We start from the raw sequence: 19,800 nt of genomic DNA on the forward strand, positions 1-19,800 counted from the left end.
AGGCATCAAGCAATCAAGACGAGATTTCGACCATGTCACAGAAGACTTTTTTCATCACCGGAGCGAACTCGGGCTTCGGTTTCGCAATCGCAGCCGCCGCGATCCGGAATGGCCACAAGGTTATTGGCACCATCCGCTCGGAACAGTCGCGGATGGCCCTGGCGGAGCGCTTGCCGGCAGTGCGGCCCATCCTATGCGATGTGACGGAGTTCGACCGCATAGCGGATGTCGTTCGCCAGGCGGAGGAAACTTATGGACCGGTCGACGTACTGATCAACAATGCCGGCTACGGCCACGAGGGAATTCTTGAGGAGTCGCCTCTCGAGGAAATGCGCCGCCAGTTCGACGTGAACGTCTTCGGCGCCGTTGCGGTCGCCAAGGCCTTCCTGCCGCGCTTCCGCGAAAGGCGCAGCGGCTTCATCGTCAACGTCACCTCCATGGGCGGCATGATGACCATGCCCGGCATCGCCTATTATTGCGGAAGCAAGTTCGCCCTTCAGGGCATCTCGGAGGTCATGCGAGCGGAGATGGCACCATTCGGCGTTCGGGTGACCGCCCTCTGCCCCGGCTCCTTCCGGACCGACTGGGCCGGGCGCTCGATGGTCCGGACCGAACGATCAATCGCGGATTATGACGCGCTGTTCGATCCAATCCGGCAGGCGCGGCAATCCAAAAGCGGTAAGCAGCTCGGCGATCCCGACAAGCTTGCGGCTGCCGTTCTGGACTTGATCGAGTCCGACACGCCCCCACCGCAACTCCTGCTGGGCAGCGATGCTCTTGGACTTGTGTCGGACAGGATCGAGCGCCTCAAGCAGGAGATCGAAGCCTGGAAGGCCGTTACCGTTTGCACCGATGGCTGATGGCTGCGACGGTTGCGATTGCACAAAGGCCGCATCCAGCCATGCGCTCAAGTCTAAAGATCGAAACCCTAGTTCTTGGACCGATCCTCCCGGAAAACGATATCACCGAGATATTGCTGGATCTTCGTCTCAAGGAGTTCGGGGCTGATCGGCTTGGATATGCAATCGTCCATGCCCGACTGCATGCACATCATGCGATCGACGTCCAGGGCCTGCGCGGTCACCCCGACGATGGGAACATGCCATCCCTGCCCGGCCTGCGTCTCGAACTGCCGGATCATGCGGGTCGCCTGATGACCGTTCATGACCGGCATGGACACATCCATGAGGATCAGCGACGGCCGGAGCTGGCGCCATGCGTCCACGGCCGCCTGGCCATTCTCCACGACGAGAAACCGCAGGCCGGTCGCCTGCAGGATCTGCGTGAAGACGATCTGGTTCACCTCATTATCCTCGGCGACGAGGACGTCGATGGCATTACCTGACTTGGCCGACGTCATCCGATCGGTGGCCTCGATCGCGGCTGCGGCTTCCGTCTCTATCGGTAGCCGGCGTTCAACCGGGGCCAATCGCTCCCCCAGTTTCTTCCGCCGCGACGCGCGCACGACATCGATGATCGTGCCGCGCAGCACATTGGCCCTCACAGGCTTCATAAGATGTGCCTGGCCGTTGACGGCGGCGAATTCCCTATCGCCACCGGCGACGCCCATCGACGTCAGGAACACGATCGGCAGAGCGCAAAAACGCGGATCGGCACGCAATGCGCTCGCGATCTGATAGCCATTCATGCCGGGCATGCTGTAGTCGACGATAATCGCATCGACCGACACGCCCATATCGAAGGCAGCTTCCAGAATGGCGAGCGCGGTCCTGCCATCCTCGGCGACATGCCCGTCGAAACCCCATTGCAGCAACTGTTCGCTCAAGATGCGCCGATGGATCGCGTCGTCTTCCACGATCAGGACGCGGGCATCCCTGACATTGGCCGGCAGCTCCGCGACTTTGCCGCGCGCGGCAACCAGCGGCATCGGCAGATGGACGGTAAAAACCGATCCCTTGCCCCATTCGCTCTCCACCGACAGCGAACCGCCGAACAGATCGACGAGACCGTCCGTGATGGCGAGACCAAGACCCGAGCCCTCAAGCCGCCGCGCAAAAGACGAATCCGCCAATGAAAATTTGTCGAAGATCGTATCGAGCTTTTCTTCCGGTATGCCGATCCCGGTATCTTCGACACGCAGCATGAGCAATATGTTGTCGTCCGATGAGGGCTGGCTATCCAGCTCGACCAGCACATGACCGCGCTCTGTGAACTTGATCGCATTGCCGACGAGATTGGTCACGATCTGCCGAAAACGACCGGCATCGCCGAGTATCGCCGCCGGCACACCGGGAGCGATGCGCACCATCAGCTCGATATTTTTCTCCGATGCGGCCGCAGCCAACAGGGTCGCGATATCTTCGACAGCCTCGGCGGGATCGAATGCCATCTTGCGCAGATGCATTTCGCCGGTATCGATGCGGGAAAAATCGAGAATGTCGTTGATGACGGTCAGCAGCGCATTGCCCGACTTGACGATGATATCGACGAAGGTCTTCTGCCTCGCATCGAGATCGGTCTTGCCAAGCAGTTCCGCCATGCCGAGAACGCCGTTCATCGGCGTGCGGATTTCATGGCTCATATGGGTCAGGAATTCGGATTTCGCGCGATCGGCGGCATTGCTGCGCGCCAGGAGCAGCTGCAAATCCGCCTCGCGCTCCTTCATCTCGGTGACATCAGTCAGCGCCACGGTCCAGCGGCGATGCTCGCCGAGGGCGGCATCGAGCTGCATCCAGCGGTCGCCTTTGATCTGGAATACACAGGAGATCGGCTTGCCGCCAGCAATGCTTTCCCCCCAGGACGCCCGCAACACCTCGGCATCCTCACCGAAGTCTCCGCGTTGCGCGCAATAATCGAACGCCGCAGACCAGTTTTTACCGACCTCGAAGAAATCGGCTGGCAGCTTTAGCATATCCTTCAGCCGGTCGTTGGCCAGCATGATCGTACCGTCCTGAACGATCAGCAGGCCTTGGGACATGGCCTGCATGGCATCCGCCATCAGCTCGCCGAGGCGCTCCAGCGCCAGCCGGGCTTCGGTGATCTCGCGGAATTGCTGCTTGACGGCGGAGATGTCCGTATAAGACATCAGCGTCCGCCCATTGGCGATGCGGCGCGCATCGATGATGACGGATTTGCCGTCGGTAAAATTCACTTCCGTTTGCAGATGCTCGCCAGCCTTGCGCAGTGCCGCCAGGCGCGCCTGATAAATGTCGTCGATGCTACGACCGTCGGAATCGAAACGCGCCAGCTCATAATGTTTGGCGATGAGATCCCGATAGGGGCGGCCTTCGAAGCGCTCGTCCTTCGAAAATTCGAAAATGTCATAGAAGGCATCATTCACGTATTCGACAACGTAGCCGCTGTCATGGATCAGAACACCGATCGGCATCGAGCGAAGAATATTGTCGAGATCCTGATGCAGTCTCCTCGCAGGCGCTTCCAGAAACACACCGAAAATATAGACGCGGTCTTCCGATGGAGAAAAACTCTCGATCTGAATGCGCGATCGCTCACGGCCAGATGCGTCGAAACAGAGTGCCACCTCTTCCGAACCGAAGACCAGTGCCCGGCGCTCCCTATCTTCCCTGTCGGCGCTCTCCCCGGCATCGAGAAGATCGTGACTGCGATTGCCGATGAAATCAGAGATATCGTGCCCGAAGAACCGCGCATAGGCATCGTTGACGGCAACGTAACGAAGCTCGCTGTTCTTGATGTAGGCGGGCCTGTCCAGACTGGCGATCCGGCGGCACGCTATGTCGAGCAGTTCACCGTCCAAAGTCAAACGGAGCCTCTCTTTTCACCGCGCATGATAGTTCATGGAACGACGCTCTAGCACAATTGGCTTTAACAAGGCGTTAACCATGTTTAAACCATCGCGCCGACGTCGCGTTCAGACCATGCACTGTCCTATAACGGTCACGCCTTGGTCGCAAACGACGGCGGCATACCGGGGGAAACTCTGCCAAGAATCCGTCAACGGATCATTGGGAGCGAGCGCCATGAGCGACGAAGAAAGCCTGACCTTGAACGAAGCGCAGATCGCAACGGCAACGGGCGAACGGCGGCGGCGGGCTGGAGGACGTGGGGCCGAGCGCAGCCGCAAACCGAGCGGCACGAAATACCTCAACCTCGTCAACAATCTCGCTCGCACGGAACTGCTGTCGCCCGAAGCGCTCGACGATATCCACGAGGCATCGCTGACCATTCTCGAAGAGATCGGCATGGATATCATTCTGCCGGAAGCGCGCGAGCGCATGAAGGCTGCCGGCGCGGACGTTACGCCCGGCAGGGAACGCGTTCGTTTCGACCGCAACATGATCATGGAGCTGATCGCTTCGATCCCCTCGAACTTCACGTTGCATGCCCGCAACCCAATGAGAAACGTAGAGATCGGCGGCCGCAATCTCGTCTTCGCGCAGGTTGCCTCCGCCCCCTTCGTCGCCGACCGCGACGGCGGCAGGAGAGCCGGCAATCAGGAGGATTTTCGCAAGCTCATCAAGCTCGCACAGTCCTTCGATATCATCCATATGACCGGCGGCTATCCGGTCGAACCCATCGATATCCATGCCTCGGTGCGCCATCTCGATTGCCTTTCCGACATCGTGAAGCTCACCGACAAGGCCTTTCATTGCTATTCGCTCGGCCAGCAGCGCAATCTCGACGCGATCGAGATCGCCCGCATCGGCCGCGGCATCAGCATGGAACAGATGGAGCGCGAACCCTCGCTCTTTACCATCATCAACTCCTCCTCGCCGCTGCGTCTCGACGGGCCGATGCTGCAGGGCATCATCGAAATGTCCTCGCGCGGCCAAGTCGTGGTAGTCACCCCGTTCACGCTGGCAGGCGCCATGGCGCCGGTGACGATCGCCGGTGCGCTGGTGCAGCAGAATGCCGAGGCGCTCTGCGGCCTCGCCTTCACGCAGATGGTGCGCAAGGGCGCACCGGTCATGTATGGCGGCTTCACCTCGAACGTCGACATGAAGACGGGCGCACCCGCCTTCGGCACGCCGGAATATATGAAGGCGGTCATCGCGGGCGGCCAGCTCGCCCGCCGCTACGGCATCCCCTACCGCACTTCGAACACCAACGCCTCGAACACGCTCGATGCGCAGGCCGCCTACGAATCAGCGCTGTCATTGTGGGCATTGACCCAGGGCGGCGGCAATTTCGTGCTGCATGCGGCCGGCTGGAGCGAGGGCGGGCTGACCGCCTCCTTCGAGAAATTCATCCTCGATGTCGACATGCTGCAGATGGTCGCGGAATTCCTTAAGCCGCTCGATGTCAGCGCCGACGCCCTGGCGCTGGATGCCGTGCGCGATGTCGGCCCCGGCGGCCACTATTTCGGCACGGCGCACACGCTTGCCCGCTACGAAACCGCCTTCTATTCGCCGATCCTGTCGGACTGGCGAAACAACGAGACATGGATGGAAGCCGGGAGCCCTACGACTTACGATCACGCCAACCGCGTCTATAAGGAAACGCTCGAGCGTTATGAACGGCCCCCGCTCGATCCCGCAATCGAGGAGGAACTCGATGCCTTTGTCGCTAAGCGCAAGGCAGAGGGCGGCGTTCCCACAGATTTCTAATTGAAAACAAAGGCTTTACGCCTCAAATCATGGACGAAATTTAATGTCGCGAACCTCTTTTTGGCCGCGACTTCGCCCCCTTTCCTGCACAACGTCAAACTCGGCTTAGGCTAGGAGCCTAGCCCGTATTTTTGGGAAAGGGATGTCAATGTCTGTGCTTCGCACATTAACGACGGCCGGTTTGATCGCGCTGACGCTTGGCAGCGCCGCCACCGCAACCGCCACTTCCGCCAACGCGTCCGGCCGCGGCGCCTTCTTTGGTGGTCTTGCCGCCGGTGTTGTGGGCGGCGCCTTGATAGCCGGGGCTGCGCGACCCGCCTACCCCGCATATTATCCGGCATATCCGGCCTACTACGACGGCCCGGTTTACGAGCGCGTCTATATACGCCCCTATCCCAGCTGCTACTGGGCATGGCGTCACGATGGCTGGGGCCGTCCTTATCGCGTCGAGGTTTGCCGCTAGGATCAGCAATCTCCGCATTGAGCGCATCGCCCTTATCGGATCTCGGATGCCGCCGGATTTCGGCGGCATTTTTGTACGCCTAATGAAAAGCTTTCGCTTACACCTCTTGACATTCCTCACGTTTAAGACCAAATGCGCCTCAGCTTTCACCTTCCGGCCGCCGCGTGAGCGTGCCCTGCGGGACAATCTGTACGCAAGAGAAGGACAAAAGCGCTTTTATGAATGAGGCCGCGCCAAGCGCTGCGGCCGATGCGCTGGGAAAGCTATTTCCAACTTACAAGTTCCCACTTCACGCGGGGTTCTTGACGCCAGAGACAGACCGGACCGCATGGTGCGATCCGGCCTATTTGCTTTGGCGCCCCGAAAGGTATTGAATTGACCGATTTTCACTCGCTTGGTCTCTCCAAGCAGATCGTCGATACACTGTCGCAGAACAACTTTGCGACGCCAACGCCCATCCAGGCTCAGGCCATCCCGCTCGTTCTCCAGGGCCGTGATCTCATCGGCCTCGCCCAAACCGGCACCGGCAAGACGGCCGCTTTCGGCCTGCCGATCATCGAGATGCTGCTGAAGGAAGCCAAGCGTCCCGACAATCGCACCGTCCGCACGCTGATCCTCGCTCCGACCCGCGAACTGGTAAACCAGATCGCTGATAACCTCCGTCTCTTCATGCGCAAGACGCAGCTGCGGATCAACCTCGTGGTAGGCGGCGCGTCGATCAACAAACAGCAGCTTCAACTCGAGCGCGGCACCGATATTCTAGTCGCAACGCCCGGCCGCCTCCTCGATCTCATCAACCGCCGCGCCCTCTCGCTCGGCCATGTCACCCACCTCGTCCTCGACGAAGCCGACCAGATGCTCGATCTCGGCTTCATCCACGACCTGCGCAAGATCGCCAAGATGGTTCCGGCCAAGCGCCAGACCCTGCTTTTCTCGGCCACCATGCCGAAGGCGATCGCTGACCTCGCATCCGACTACCTGACCAATCCGGTCAAGGTCGAAGTCTCGCCTCCGGGCAAGGCGGCCGACAAGGTAGAGCAATATGTCCACTTCGTTGCCGGCCAGAACCACAAGACCGAAATCCTCAAGGAAACGATCTCGGCCAATCCGGATGGCCGCGCCATCGTCTTCCTGCGCACCAAGCATGGCGCCGAGAAGCTGATGAAGCACCTCGATCACGTCGGCTTCGCCGCTGCCTCCATTCACGGCAACAAGAGCCAGGGCCAGCGCGAGCGAGCGCTCAAGGGCTTCCGTGATGGTGACGTCCGCGTTCTCGTCGCAACCGACGTCGCCGCCCGCGGCATCGACATTCCTGGCGTTTCCCATGTCTACAACTTCGATCTGCCCGAAGTGCCCGACGCCTACGTTCACCGCATCGGCCGTACCGCCCGCGCCGGCCGCGACGGCATCGCCATCGCCTTCTGCGCGCCCGATGAAATCCGCCTGCTGCGCGACATCGAGCGCCTGATGGGCATCGAAATCGCAGTTGCCAGTGGCGAAGCGCCCGCCGATCGCGGTCGCCCCGTTCGCGGTAAGGGTCGCGGTGGTCAGGGTCAGGGCCAAGGCCGTGGCGCAGGCCAGGGTCGCGCCGAAGGTCGCCCGGCTCGTCCGGCCCGCCGTCCGTTCTTCGACAAGGAAAACGGCGAGGCTCGTGCTGAGGCTGGCGAACGCCAGGAACGCCGCCCGCGCAACGATCGCCCGCAGCGTGAAAACAATCGCAATGCCGATTTTCGTGGCCAGCGTCGCAACGAACCGACGCCGCGTCCGGAACCCGACAACGACCTCGCCTCGACCTCGGACTTCCGTCCCGCTCGCAAGCAGCACAACGGCCAGTCCAACGGCAACGGTGCCGCGCATGAGGGCGGAGCCCATCGCGGCCAACGCCACTCCCATGGCCGTCCCGCAGGCCGCCACAACGAAGAGCGCGGCGCCCAGGGCGAACAGCGCAATGGCGGCAATGGCCGCATGAAGCGTCGTGGCCCAGGCAATGGCGGCCAGCGCCGCGAACGTGCCTGATAGAGTTAAGGGGGCCTACCGGCCCCCTTTTTTCAGAATGATGCAGATCTATTCCGGCACGATTTCCACCTGACGCCGGTTGGTGAGGTAAACACCGATCACCACAATCACCGTGCCGACAACAATCGGCAGTGTCAGCGGCTCGCCGAAGGCGAGTGCCGCCTCGATGGCGACAGCGGGCGGCATCAGGTAGATGAGCGACGCGGCGCGCGACACCTGCCCGCGGCGGATGAGATAGAGAAGCAGACCGACGGCGCCCATGGACAGGCCGAAAACCGACCAGAGCAGCGACAGGATCGCCGTCTGTGTGCCGTCGAAGCGCAGGCCTTCGAAAATGAAGGCGAGCGGCACGGTGACGATCAGCGCGCCGACATATTGCAAGGTCGCAATGGTTCTGAGGTCGCCGGTCTGCAGGTGCCGCTTCTGGTAGAGCGTACCGTAAGTCACAGAAACCATAGCCAACAGATTGACGACGAGTGGCGCCGCCGATTGCCAGAGATTGGCCGTATCCGTCGCTAGAAGTTTCGGCGAGATCGCGATGGCAATGCCCAAGAAGCCGAGCAGCAGGCCGACCTTCTGGATCGGCCCCAGCCGCTCACCGACGAGAAGCGGTGCGGCCATGGCGGTCATCAGCGGCTGCAGCGCCGCAATGACGCCGGCAATGCCGGCCGGCACGCCCTCGGCAATCGCCCACCAAAGGCCCGCCAGATAGATGCCATGCAGAAAAATTCCGGAATAGACGGCCCGGAACACGCTCGACCAATCGCGCGGCCATTTCGCGCCGACGATCGAACAGAGCAACACGAAGGCGAGAACCGAAAGGCTGTAGCGGATCATCAGGAAGGTGAAGGGGCCCGCATGCTGCGAGGCATATTTGGCGACGATCCAGCCAGTGGACCAGAGAAGGACAAAAATCGCCGGCGCGAGTTTATCGAGGGACATGAAAATCGGACCGATATATTTGGCGCTTCGGAGCCGGAATCCTGGTCGAACTCGGGGTGTCGCGCGGAGGGGTTGAAGGCTGATAGCCGATGGCGGTGGAGCGGTCAAAATCGATCTGCTGAACACAGCAATCAATTTTTCTTCACGTCCGGCGAGCTACCGCCCTGGTTTCAGAAGCCTCAGCCACCACGCAGGCGCTCAGTCCGCAAAAGAAGCAGATGCTTAAATTTTGATCCGAACATTGCGACAAGAGCCGGCAGGCAACAGCGCCATTACTCTTAAATGCCTGTAAATCCGGCATTTTTCGATATTCAGAAATTCGCGATGGCAATTGCGCATAGTTCTTGCATTGTAAAAACCGTTGTATTCAAATGGGTAAAAACACGGGGACCGCACCTTTGGCATTTGATGAAATGATTACTGCGGATGAAAGTCCGCGCGCGCCTTACGAGAAATACTTCGAGTGGTACTCAGGCCAGGACAGGGGCCACCTCATTGCCAAATCCCGCGATGCGGAAACCATCTTCCGAAAAACGGGCATTACCTTCGCGGTCTACGGACACGCAGACTCCTCCGAAAAGCTCATTCCCTTCGACATCATCCCCCGCATCATATCAGGCCGCGAATGGCGCAAGCTCGCCCAGGGCATCGAACAGCGGGTCGTCGCCCTCAACGCCTTCCTCGACGACATCTACCACAAGCAGGAAATCATCCGCGCCGGCCGCATCCCGCGCGAGCTGATCGAAAAGAACGACGCCTTCCTGCCTGAAATGATCGGCTTTCGTCCGCCGGGCGGTGTCTACACCCATATCGTCGGCACCGACATCGTGCGCACCGGCGAAGACCAATTCTATGTGCTCGAGGACAATGCCCGCACGCCTTCCGGCGTCAGCTACATGCTGGAAAACCGCGAAACGATGATGCAGATGTTCCCCGAACTGTTTCACCAGAACAAGGTGCAGCGCGTCGAGGACTATCCGCTACTGCTACGCCAGAGCCTGGCATCGCTCGCCCCTCCCGGATGCAAGGGCAAGCCGCGTGTCGCCGTGCTGACGCCGGGCATCTATAACTCCGCCTATTACGAGCATTCCTTCCTCGCCGACATGATGGGCGTGGAGCTGGTGGAAGGCTCCGATCTGCGCGTCATCGACGGCAAGGTGAAGATGCGCACGACACGTGGCTATGAGGCGATCGACGTGCTCTACCGCCGCGTCGACGACGATTTCCTCGATCCCCTCACCTTCCGTCCGGAGTCCGCGCTCGGTATTCCCGGCATCATGGACGTCTACCGCGCGGGCAACATCACCATCGCCAATGCGCCCGGCACCGGCATTTCCGACGACAAGGCGATCTACTCCTACATGCCTGAAATCGTCGAATTCTACACCGGCCGCAAGCCGATCCTCGAGAACGTGCCGACATGGCGCTGTTCCGAGCCCGACAGCCTGCAATATGTGCTCGATAACCTTGCCGATCTCGTCGTCAAGGAAGTCCACGGCTCCGGCGGCTACGGCATGCTTGTGGGACCGACCGCCAGCAAGAAGGAGCGGACGGCCTTTGCCGAAAAGCTCAAGAGCAAGCCGAACAACTACATCGCGCAGCCGACCCTTTCGCTCTCGACCGTGCCGATCCTGGTCAACAAGGGCATTGCGCCGAGGCATGTCGATCTGCGGCCCTATGTCCTCGTCTCCGACAAGGTGCGGATCATCCCCGGCGGGTTGACCCGCGTGGCGCTGAAGGAAGGCTCGCTGGTGGTCAACTCCAGCCAGGGCGGCGGCACCAAAGACACCTGGGTTCTGGAGGACTGATCGGACATGCTGGGAAGAACCGCGAATGGCCTCTACTGGATGTTCCGTTACATCGAGCGCGCCGAAAACATAGCCCGCCTGGTCGACGCCGGCCAGCGCATGTCGCTGACCCGCAGCGACGCCGTCGATGATGACTGGGACGGCGTCCTGCAAAGCGCCGGAGTGCGCGAAGCCTACGATGAGGTGCACGACAAGCTGACCGGGACCGACGCGATCGATTATCTGATGCGCGACCGCTCCAATCCATCGAGCGTCATGTCCTGCATCGAATATGGCCGCAACAATGCCCGCATGGTGCGTACGGCGCTGACCCGCGACACCTGGGAAGCGACCAACGAATGCTGGATCGAGCTGAAATCGCTGCTCGGCAAGAAGCTGAAGACGGCAGAGCTACCGGAGACGATCGACGTCATCAAGCGGCGCGCCGGCTTGATCCGCGGCGCCTTCCACGGCTCGATGCTGCGCAACGAACTCTATAATTTCGCCCGCATCGGCACCTTCATCGAGCGCGCCGATAACACGGCCCGCATCCTCGATGTCAAATATTACGTGCTGCTGCCATCCGTCTCGCATGTCGGCTCCTCGCTCGACAATGCGCAATGGGAGTCGATCCTACGATCGGTCTCCGCGCACCGGGCCTATAAATGGGCTTACGATCCCGAATATAAGCCGGCCAACATTGCCGACTTCCTGATCCTCAACGGGCAAATGCCGCGCTCGCTTGCCTATTGCTATGAGAAGATCGTCAGCAATATCGGCTATCTCAGCGCCGAACATGAAAAACGGCTGCCGGCGCACGATACCGCGGAGGCCATCCGCCAGTCGCTGCAGAAGCTGACGATCAAGCGCATCATGGACCAGGGCCTGCATGAGTTCCTCGAGGATTTCGTCGCCCACAACAACAAGCTGGGCGCCGAGATCTCCGACGGCTACCGGTTCTACGAATAGGCGGGCGATATCATGAGACTGACGATCAGCCATATCACGGAATATCGCTACGACGAGCCGGCGCAGTTTTCCCTGCAACGGCTTCACCTGACGCCGCTGACGGGCGTCGGACAGACGGTTATCGACTGGAAGCTTTCGGTCGAAGGCGCCAAGCCGGAAGTGGAATATGACGACCAGTTCGGCAATCGCGCCACGCTGGTTTCCCTCGACGGGCAGCAGGACGCAACGAAGATCATTGCCTCAGGCGAAGTCGAGACGCAGGACCTCAACGGCGTTGTCGGGCCGCATCAGGGCTTCAGCCCGCTCTGGCTCTTCCTGCGGGAATCGCCGCGCACCAAGGCGGGTAAGCTGACGAAGGAACTGCTACGCAGCGTTTCAGGCGACAACGAACTCGGCAAGATGCATGCGCTGATGAAAGCGATCCACGAGACCGTGGAATACAAGCCAGGCACAAGCAATACGGAGACAACGGCGGAACAGGCACTGGAGGCAAAGAGCGGCGTCTGCCAGGACCATGCGCACATCTTTCTAGCCGGCGCCCGTGCATTGCAGATCCCTGCCCGTTACGTCTCCGGCTACCTGATGATGGAAGGCAAGAACGAGCAGGCTGCTACCCATGCCTGGGCAGAGGCGCATATTGCCGGCCTTGGCTGGGTCGGCTTCGATCCGGCCAACGACGTCTGCCCCGACGCCCGCTACGTCCGCATCGCGACCGGCCTCTGCTATCGCGACGCCGCTCCCGTGTCCGGCATGCGGATCGGCACGCCGGGCGAAACCCTTATGGTCAAGGTAACAGTCGCGACCCAAGGGCAGAGTCAAAGCCAGAGCCAGAGTTAGCGGCTCACAGAAGAAAAAGGGCGGAGCTTTCGCCCCGCCCCCATTCTTAATTCAAAACACAAATCTTAGTGGCTGTCGCGATTGTTCGGGATTTCCGAGCCGCGCGGGCCGACAAGGAAGTCCAGGTCGGCGCCGGTGTCGGCCTGCATGACCGACTTCACATAGAGACCGCCGTAACCGCCGGTGAGCGGCTTGACCGGGGAAACCCAGGCAGCGCGGCGCTTTGCCAGCTCCTCATCCGAAACTTCGAGCTGGATGGTGCGGGCGGGAACGTCGACGGCAATGATGTCGCCGTTCTGAACCAGCGCCAGCGGGCCGCCATCGGCTGCTTCCGGAGCCGTGTGCAGGATAACGGTGCCGTAAGCGGTGCCGGACATGCGCGCATCGGAAATGCGGATCATGTCGGTGATGCCCTTCTTCAGTACCTTCGGCGGAAGGCCCATGTTGCCGACTTCGGCCATGCCCGGATAACCCTTCGGACCGCAATACTTCAGCACCATGATGCAGTTCTCGTCGATATCAAGATCGTCGCGGTTGATGCGGGCGTGGTAGTCCTCGATGCTTTCGAAGACAACGGCGCGGCCCTTGTGCTGCATCAGATGCGGCGAAGCGGCCGATGGCTTCAAGACGGCACCCTTCGGCGCGAGATTGCCGCGCAGAACAGCGATGCCGCCCGACTGCGTCAGTGCCTTTTCGCGCGGGACGATAACGTCGTCATTGTAGTTGACGACGTCCTTGACGCCTGCCCAGATCGTGTCGCCCGTGACCGTGATGGCGTCCTTGTGGAGCAGGCCCATTTCGCCGACTGCCTTGATGACAACGGGCAGACCGCCGGCATAGTAGAACTCTTCCATCAGGTGCTTGCCCGAAGGCTGCAGGTTGACGATGGTCGGCACTTCGCGGCCCAGACGATCCCAATCGTCAAGCGACAGGTCGACGCCGATGCGGCCCGCGAGCGCCAGCAGGTGCAGAACGGCGTTGGTCGAGCCGCCGACGGCGCCGTTGACGCGGATAGCGTTTTCGAAGGCTTCCTTGGTCAGAATGTCCGATGGTTTCAGGTCTTCCTTGACCATGTCGACGATGCGGCGGCCTGACAGTTGCGAGATAACACGACGGCGCGCATCGACAGCCGGAATGGCGGCATTACCGGGCAAGGTCATGCCGAGCGCTTCGGCCATCGACGCCATGGTGGAGGCCGTACCCATCGTCATGCAACTACCGGCCGAGCGGGCCATGCCCTGCTCTGCATCCATGAATTCATCCAGCGACATCTCGCCGGACTTCACCATTTCCGAGAACTGCCAGATCGCCGTGCCGGAGCCGACATCCTTGCCCCGCCACTTGCCGTTCAGCATCGGGCCGCCGGAGACGAGGATGACCGGAATGTCGACGGAAGCCGCGCCCATCAGCAGGCTCGGCGTGGTCTTGTCGCAGCCGCCGAGCAGCACGACGCCATCGACCGGATTGCCGCGGATCGCTTCTTCCACGTCCATGGCAGCGAGGTTGCGGAACATCATGGCCGTCGGGCGCAGCGTGCTTTCGCCGACGGAGAAGACCGGGAACTCCACGGGGAAACCGCCCGCCTCGTAGACACCGCGCTTCACACGCTCTGCAAGATCGCGCAGATGCGCGTTGCAGGGCGTCAGTTCCGACCAGGTGTTACAGATGCCGATGATCGGACGGCCGTCGAACGTATCGGCCGGCAGGCCCTGGTTCTTCATCCAGGAGCGATGCATGATCGCATTCTTGCCGGTGCCGCCGAACCAATCGTAGGAGCGCAGCTTGCGCGGCCATTCAGCTTTCTTTTTCATGTCTCAGTACCCTTTGCGTCGCCCAGGCCGCCTCGTTCGCGCCTGGACTTTAAAATCGATGATCAGGCGAGCGTGTAAGCCGTCTTGACGGTGGTGAAGAATTCGGCGGCATATTTGCCCTGCTCGCGCGGACCGAAGGACGAACCCTTGCGGCCGCCGAACGGCACATGGAAGTCGACGCCGGCCGTCGGTAGGTTGACCATCACCATACCCGCTTCCGCATTGCGCTTGAAATGCGTCGCATGCTTCAGGCTCGTCGTGGCAATGCCCGAGGACAGGCCGAACGGCGTGTCATTGGCTGTTGCCAAGGCTTCTTCGTAATCCTTGACGCGGATGACGGAAGCAACCGGGCCGAAGATCTCTTCGCGGCTGATGCGCATCTGGTTCGTCGCTTCCGTGAACAGCGTCGGCTGCAGGTAGAAGCCGGGCGTGTCGCGGCTGACGAGTTCGCCACCGAAGGCAAGCTTGGCGCCTTCTTGGCGGCCGATCTCGATATAGTCCGTATCCGTCTTCAGCTGCTTGGCATCGACGACGGGGCCGATATGCGTGCCGGACTTCATGGCGTTATCGACGTTGAGCGTCTTCAGCTTTTCCGTCAGCGCCGCCACGAACCTGTCGTGAATGCCTTCGGTGACGATCAGGCGCGACGAGGCTGTACAGCGCTGGCCGGTCGAGAAGAAGGCGGAATTGGCAGCCGCTTCGACGGCGACCGTCAGATCGGCATCGTCAAGCACGACCATCGGGTTCTTGCCGCCCATTTCGAGCTGGTACTTACGACCGTGCTCGACGGAGGAAAGCGCTACGCGCTTGCCGGTGCCGACCGAGCCGGTGAAGGTGATACCCGAAAGAACCGGGCTGTCGAGCATCGCCTGACCGACGACCGAGCCCTTGCCCATGACGAGGTTCAACACACCCTTCGGCAGACCGGCGCGATTCAGAATATCGACGATTGCCCACGAGCAGCCGGGCACGAGATCGGCCGGCTTGAAGACGATGGTGTTGCCGTAGCAGAGCGCCGGCGCGATCTTCCAGGCAGGAATGGCGATCGGGAAGTTCCAGGGGGTGATGACGCCGATAACGCCAAGCGGCTCGCGGGTGATCTCGACACCGATGTTCGGGCGCACGGAAGGAAGTACCTCGCCTGCCAGGCGCAACGCCTCGCCGGCGAAGAATTCGAAGATCTGCGCGGCGCGGATGGTCTCGCCGATCGCTTCCGGCAGCGTCTTGCCCTCTTCGCGGGCGAGCAGCGCGCCGAGTTCATCCTTGCGTGCCAGGATCTCGTCGCCGGCCTTCTTCAGGATCGTGTGGCGCTCCAGAATACCAGAACGCGACCAGGCTGGAAAAGCGGCCTTGGCGGCAGCGATCGCGTCCGTGACATCCTGCGCGCTTGCGCTCGCATAGAGGCCGACGACCTCGTTCGTATCCGACGGGTTGATGTTCTCGGTGCCGTTCGTCCCCGTCCACTCCCCGGCGATCAAGTTCTGATGAATGGTCATGGCGTCATGCCTTCCTGGATCGTATTGGAAATCCCGGCCGATCCCTTGCGGCCGGGCTCGATGCATTACAGCTGGCGAACAGCCACTTCTTCCTCGGCATCGATCGCCAGCGGATTGCGCAGCGGCAGGCCGAATTCGCCAACTTCGATTTCAAAGACGTCGCCGACTTCGGGCTTGATGCCTTCCGCGAAGGAAAGCGTCGCCGTGCCGAACATGTGCACGTGCACATCGCCGGGAACACGGAAGATGCCGTACTTGAAGTGGTGATATTCAAGGTTCGCAAAGGTGTGCGACATGTTCGCTTCGCCCGATAGGAACGGCTTTTCGAAGATTACCTTGTCGCCGCGCTTGATGCGCGACGTGCCGCGAATATCTTCCGGCGCCACACCAACGCGGATTTCCGGGCCGAAGCTTGCCGGACGGAGCTTGGAATGGGCGAGATAAAGATAGTTGATCCGCTCGGTGACGTGATCGGAAAATTCGTTCGAGAGTGCAAAGCCGATACGGAACGGCGTGCCGTCCTTGGCGATGACATAGATGCCGGCCATTTCGGGCTCTTCGCCACCGTCGAGCGCGAAGGATGGAGACACGAGTGCCGCACCCGGGGCCGCAGCGCCGTAGCCATTGCCCTTGTAGAACCACTCTGGCTGCACGCCCTTCTCGCCCGCCTTCGGCTTGCCGCCCTCGATGCCCATCTTGAACATCTTCATGGAGTCGGTCAGCGTCTCCTCGGCGGCTTCCGTCGTCTTCTTGTGCATGGAATCGCGCGTGGCAGCGGAGCCAAGATGCGTCAGGCCGGTGCCTGTCAGGTGCAGGTGAGCTGCGTCGGGATGCGTGATCGGCGGCAGGAAGTGGCCTTGGGCATAGGCTTTTTCGAGATCGATTGACTCGCCGAGACCATGGGCCTCGATGACCGATGCCAGCGACTTGCCGCTATCGGCGGCTTCGATCGCAAGCTTGTAGACGCTGCCGCCATTGACGACGGCCTTGGCAGCTTCGCCGGGTCCATTGCGGACCGCAACGACGATCTCGCCGTTCGAACCCTTGATCTGCGAGATGAGCATGTCTTTCATCCTTTCCTAACAGACAGAGATCGGATGCGTTCTACCGTTCCGGCTCTCAGCGAAAGCCGGACTCTGTCATGGATTTGGTTTTAAAAGCTGGGTTGATCGCTAGACGATCAACCCTTGTTCTTGTTGTAGACGTCGATGAACACGGCAGCGAGCAGCACCGCACCCTTGATCATCTTCTGGGAGTCCGTCTGGTAGCCGAGGATCGACATGCCCTGGTTCAAGACACCCATGATCAAGGCGCCGATGACGGCACCCGTTACCTTGCCGACGCCGCCGGAGGCCGAAGCGCCGCCGATGAAGCAGGCCGCGATGACGTCGAGTTCGAGGCCGTCACCGCCCTTTGCGGTTGCCGAATTCAGGCGCGTCGCGATGATGATGCCGGCGATGCTCGCCAGGATACCCATGTTGATGAAGGTGTAGAAGGTCAGGCGGCGGGTATCGATACCCGAAAGCTTCGTCGCCTTCTCATTGCCGCCCATGGCATAGATGCGGCGGCCGATCGTCGTGCGCTGTGTGGCGAAGCTGTAGAGCGCGATCAAAAGCAGCATAAGAACCAGAACGTTCGGCAAGCCCCTGTAGGAGGAGATCTGATAGCCGATGAAGATGGCGGCGGCAGCAACCACCAGATTCTGGGCGACGAAGAAGCTGAACGGCTCGACATCGATACCGTGCTTCTCGTTCACACTGCGGCGACGCCATGACAGGAAGAACATGATGATCGGGATGGCGACCGTCAGCAACATCGATGTCGAATGGATACCGCCCATATCGACGAAATCCGGAATGAAGCCCGTTGCGACGATCTGGAACGCCGGCGGGAACGGACCGATGCTGCTGCCGTTGCCGGTCGTATTGATGATGGTATAGGTCAGGCCGCGGAAAACCAGCATGCCCGACAATGTCACGATGAATGACGGAATGCGGTGATAGGCGATGAAATATCCATGCCAGGCGCCGACCGCGGCACCCATCAGCAGACAAATGACCGTCGCGAGTGCGAGATTCATATGCATTTGCACGACAAGAACGCCGGCGACCGCGCCGACGAAACCGACGACGGAGCCGACGGAAAGATCGATATGGCCGGCCACAATAACAAGCAGCATGCCGAGCGCCATGATGACGATGAACGAGTTCTGCAGCACGATGTTGGTCAGGTTCTGCGGCCTGAACAGAACGCCGTTCGTCAGGTACTGGAACAGCAACATGATGACCACGAGCGCGATCAACATGCCATATTCGCGGATGTTGTTGCGGATGTGGTCGCCGATGGAAACCACGTGGCTGCTTTCTGTGGCTGGGTTGGCCGAACTCATTGTTGTTTCTCCCCTGAGCGCATGATAGCGCGCATGATGCTCTCCTGGCTTGCCTCTGCCTTCGGCAGTTCGGCGACGATGCGACCTTCGTTCATGACGTAGATGCGGTCGCAGGTGCCGAGAAGCTCGGGCATTTCCGATGAAATCATCAGAACGCCCTTTCCGTCGGCGGCAAGCTGGTTGATGATGGAATAGATTTCGTATTTGGCGCCGACGTCGATACCGCGCGTCGGCTCATCGAGGATCAGCACTTCCGGATCCGAGAACAGCCATTTCGACAGCACTACCTTCTGCTGGTTGCCGCCGGAAAGATTGCCCGCTTCCTGGAAGACGCCGGCCGAACGGATACGCAGCTTGGAACGATAGTTCGTCGCCACCTGCAGTTCCCGCACGTCATCAATGACGGTCGCCTTGGAAACGCCAAGCAGATTGGCAAGCGTCGTGTTGTGCAGGATGCTGTTGGTCAGAACCAGGCCAAGCTGCTTGCGGTCTTCGGTCACATAAGCAAGACCGGCATCGATCGCCTTGCGCACCGTGCTGGTATCGACCAGCTTGCCGTCAAGGAAGACTTCGCCGCTGATCTTGTGGCCATAGGACTTGCCGAAGACGCTCATAGCGAACTCGGTACGGCCTGCGCCCATCAGGCCGGCAATGCCGACCACCTCGCCTTTGCGCACATTGATGTTGATATCGTGCAGCACCTGACGATCGCGATGCTGCTGGTGGAAGGCATTCCAGTTCTTCACTTGGAAGATCGTCTCGCCGATCGGCACCGAGCGCGGCGGATAGCGATCCGCCAGCTCACGGCCGACCATGTTGCGAATGATGATGTCTTCGCTGATCTCTTCCTCATGACAGTCCAGCGCCTTCACCGTCATGCCGTCGCGCAACACAGTGATCTGGTCGGCCACCTTCCGCACTTCGTTGAGCTTGTGCGTGATGATGATCGAGGTGATGCCTTGGTTGCGGAACTCCATGAGGAGATTGAGCAGAGCGTCGGAGTCGTTTTCATTCAGCGAAGCCGTCGGCTCGTCGAGAATAAGCAGCTTGACGCTCTTCGACAGAGCCTTGGCGATCTCGACGAGCTGCTGCTTGCCGACACCGATGTCGGTCACGAGCGTGTTCGGAGATTCCTTGAGGCCCACTTTGGAAAGAAGCTGTTTGGTTCGGCTGAAGGTTTCCTGCCAATTGATCATGCCATTGGCGACAACTTCATTGCCGAGGAAGATATTTTCAGCGATCGACAGAAGCGGAACGAGCGCCAGCTCCTGGTGAATGATGATGATGCCGATATCTTCGGAATCCCTGATGGTCTTGAACTGACGAACCGCGCCATCGTAGTAGATATCGCCGTCGTACGTGCCGGCCGGATAGACACCCGACAGCACCTTCATGAGGGTGGATTTGCCGGCTCCGTTTTCACCGACCAAAGCATGAATCTCGCCCTGACGGACTTTCAAATTCACATTTTCCAAGGCGTTCACACCGGGGAACGACTTGGTTATGTTCCGCATTTCGAGAATGGTATTGTCCATTGTCCGTAT

The 19,800-nt window shown here is 60.4% G+C and carries 14 protein-coding genes; 7 read left to right on the forward strand and 7 right to left on the reverse strand.

Annotated elements, in window-relative coordinates; genetic code table 11:
- Positions 1-32: 32 nt before the first annotated feature.
- A complete protein-coding gene (locus tag FHT85_RS03555; protein ID WP_112411552.1) occupies positions 33-860 on the forward strand; it encodes an oxidoreductase in 828 nt (275 codons plus the stop codon).
- 68 nt (positions 861-928) lie between these two features.
- On the opposite strand, the gene FHT85_RS03560 is transcribed toward FHT85_RS03555, so the two are convergent.
- Positions 929-3,742 carry a response regulator gene (locus FHT85_RS03560; RefSeq protein WP_112411551.1) on the reverse strand — a complete coding sequence of 938 codons (2,814 nt, stop codon included), beginning with the start codon at positions 3,740-3,742 and terminating at the stop codon, positions 929-931.
- Between the two features lie 217 nt (positions 3,743-3,959).
- On the opposite strand from FHT85_RS03560, the gene FHT85_RS03565 reads away from it, so the two are divergent.
- The 3 genes from FHT85_RS03565 to FHT85_RS03575 all read left to right on the forward strand — a co-directional run bounded on the left by FHT85_RS03565 (position 3,960) and on the right by FHT85_RS03575 (position 8,025).
- The gene (locus tag FHT85_RS03565; protein ID WP_112411550.1) at positions 3,960-5,546 is read left to right on the forward strand and encodes a trimethylamine methyltransferase family protein; all 1,587 of its coding nucleotides are present in this window, start codon (positions 3,960-3,962) and stop codon (positions 5,544-5,546) included.
- 148 nt (positions 5,547-5,694) lie between these two features.
- Positions 5,695-6,009 carry a hypothetical protein gene (locus FHT85_RS03570; RefSeq protein WP_112411549.1) on the forward strand — a complete coding sequence of 105 codons (315 nt, stop codon included), beginning with the start codon at positions 5,695-5,697 and terminating at the stop codon, positions 6,007-6,009.
- 375 nt (positions 6,010-6,384) lie between these two features.
- Positions 6,385-8,025, forward strand: coding sequence for a DEAD/DEAH box helicase (locus FHT85_RS03575; RefSeq protein ID WP_112411548.1), 1,641 nt, complete (start codon positions 6,385-6,387; stop codon positions 8,023-8,025).
- 48 nt (positions 8,026-8,073) lie between these two features.
- On the opposite strand, the gene FHT85_RS03580 is transcribed toward FHT85_RS03575, so the two are convergent.
- Positions 8,074-8,967, reverse strand: a complete 894-nt coding sequence (locus FHT85_RS03580; protein ID WP_112411547.1) for a DMT family transporter — start codon at positions 8,965-8,967, stop codon at positions 8,074-8,076.
- 398 nt (positions 8,968-9,365) lie between these two features.
- On the opposite strand from FHT85_RS03580, the gene FHT85_RS03585 reads away from it, so the two are divergent.
- From FHT85_RS03585 to FHT85_RS03595, 3 genes are read left to right on the forward strand one after another with little or no spacing between them, the layout of a single operon-like run.
- A complete protein-coding gene (locus tag FHT85_RS03585) occupies positions 9,366-10,775 on the forward strand; it encodes a circularly permuted type 2 ATP-grasp protein (RefSeq protein WP_112334219.1) in 1,410 nt (469 codons plus the stop codon).
- A gap of 6 nt (positions 10,776-10,781) precedes the next feature.
- Complete coding sequence (locus FHT85_RS03590) at positions 10,782-11,723, forward strand: alpha-E domain-containing protein (protein ID WP_112334218.1); 942 nt, start codon at positions 10,782-10,784, stop codon at positions 11,721-11,723.
- A 12-nt stretch (positions 11,724-11,735) separates the two neighbouring features.
- Positions 11,736-12,560, forward strand: a complete 825-nt coding sequence (locus FHT85_RS03595; RefSeq protein ID WP_112334217.1) for a transglutaminase domain-containing protein — start codon at positions 11,736-11,738, stop codon at positions 12,558-12,560.
- A 65-nt stretch (positions 12,561-12,625) separates the two neighbouring features.
- Here FHT85_RS03595 and araD read toward each other — a convergent pair whose 3' ends face one another.
- The 5 genes from araD to mmsA form a co-directional block, all read right to left on the reverse strand.
- Positions 12,626-14,371 (reverse strand): L-arabinonate dehydratase, encoded by a 1,746-nt coding sequence (gene araD, locus FHT85_RS03600; RefSeq protein ID WP_112411546.1) that lies wholly within the window; start codon positions 14,369-14,371, stop codon positions 12,626-12,628.
- A 62-nt stretch (positions 14,372-14,433) separates the two neighbouring features.
- Positions 14,434-15,867 (reverse strand): aldehyde dehydrogenase family protein, encoded by a 1,434-nt coding sequence (locus FHT85_RS03605; protein WP_112411737.1) that lies wholly within the window; start codon positions 15,865-15,867, stop codon positions 14,434-14,436.
- Between the two features lie 65 nt (positions 15,868-15,932).
- Positions 15,933-16,931 (reverse strand): AraD1 family protein, encoded by a 999-nt coding sequence (gene araD1, locus FHT85_RS03610; protein ID WP_112411736.1) that lies wholly within the window; start codon positions 16,929-16,931, stop codon positions 15,933-15,935.
- A 116-nt stretch (positions 16,932-17,047) separates the two neighbouring features.
- Positions 17,048-18,256 (reverse strand): multiple monosaccharide ABC transporter permease, encoded by a 1,209-nt coding sequence (gene mmsB, locus FHT85_RS03615; RefSeq protein WP_112334214.1) that lies wholly within the window; start codon positions 18,254-18,256, stop codon positions 17,048-17,050.
- Positions 18,253-19,791, reverse strand: coding sequence for a multiple monosaccharide ABC transporter ATP-binding protein (mmsA, locus tag FHT85_RS03620; protein ID WP_112334213.1), 1,539 nt, complete (start codon positions 19,789-19,791; stop codon positions 18,253-18,255). Before mmsA ends, mmsB begins: the two co-directional genes overlap by 4 nt.
- Positions 19,792-19,800: the final 9 nt, after the last annotated feature.

The sequence above is a fragment of the Rhizobium sp. BK312 genome (genome assembly GCF_014193605.1).
GTDB lineage: Bacteria > Pseudomonadota > Alphaproteobacteria > Rhizobiales > Rhizobiaceae > Rhizobium.

Bases quoted from the DNA above. Each gene is read 5' to 3' on its own strand.
- FHT85_RS03605 (WP_112411737.1), bottom strand. From the start codon at position 15,867: ATGACCATTCATCAGAACTTGATCGCCGGGGAGTGGACGGGGACGAAC.
- FHT85_RS03590 (WP_112334218.1), top strand. From the start codon at position 10,782: ATGCTGGGAAGAACCGCGAATGGCCTCTACTGGATGTTCCGTTACATC.
- FHT85_RS03595 (WP_112334217.1), top strand. From the start codon at position 11,736: ATGAGACTGACGATCAGCCATATCACGGAATATCGCTACGACGAGCCG.
- mmsB (WP_112334214.1), bottom strand. From the start codon at position 18,256: ATGAGTTCGGCCAACCCAGCCACAGAAAGCAGCCACGTGGTTTCCATC.
- FHT85_RS03570 (WP_112411549.1), top strand. From the start codon at position 5,695: ATGTCTGTGCTTCGCACATTAACGACGGCCGGTTTGATCGCGCTGACG.
- FHT85_RS03565 (WP_112411550.1), top strand. From the start codon at position 3,960: ATGAGCGACGAAGAAAGCCTGACCTTGAACGAAGCGCAGATCGCAACG.
- mmsA (WP_112334213.1), bottom strand. From the start codon at position 19,791: ATGGACAATACCATTCTCGAAATGCGGAACATAACCAAGTCGTTCCCC.
- araD1 (WP_112411736.1), bottom strand. From the start codon at position 16,931: ATGCTCATCTCGCAGATCAAGGGTTCGAACGGCGAGATCGTCGTTGCG.
- araD (WP_112411546.1), bottom strand. From the start codon at position 14,371: ATGAAAAAGAAAGCTGAATGGCCGCGCAAGCTGCGCTCCTACGATTGG.
- FHT85_RS03580 (WP_112411547.1), bottom strand. From the start codon at position 8,967: ATGTCCCTCGATAAACTCGCGCCGGCGATTTTTGTCCTTCTCTGGTCC.
- FHT85_RS03555 (WP_112411552.1), top strand. From the start codon at position 33: ATGTCACAGAAGACTTTTTTCATCACCGGAGCGAACTCGGGCTTCGGT.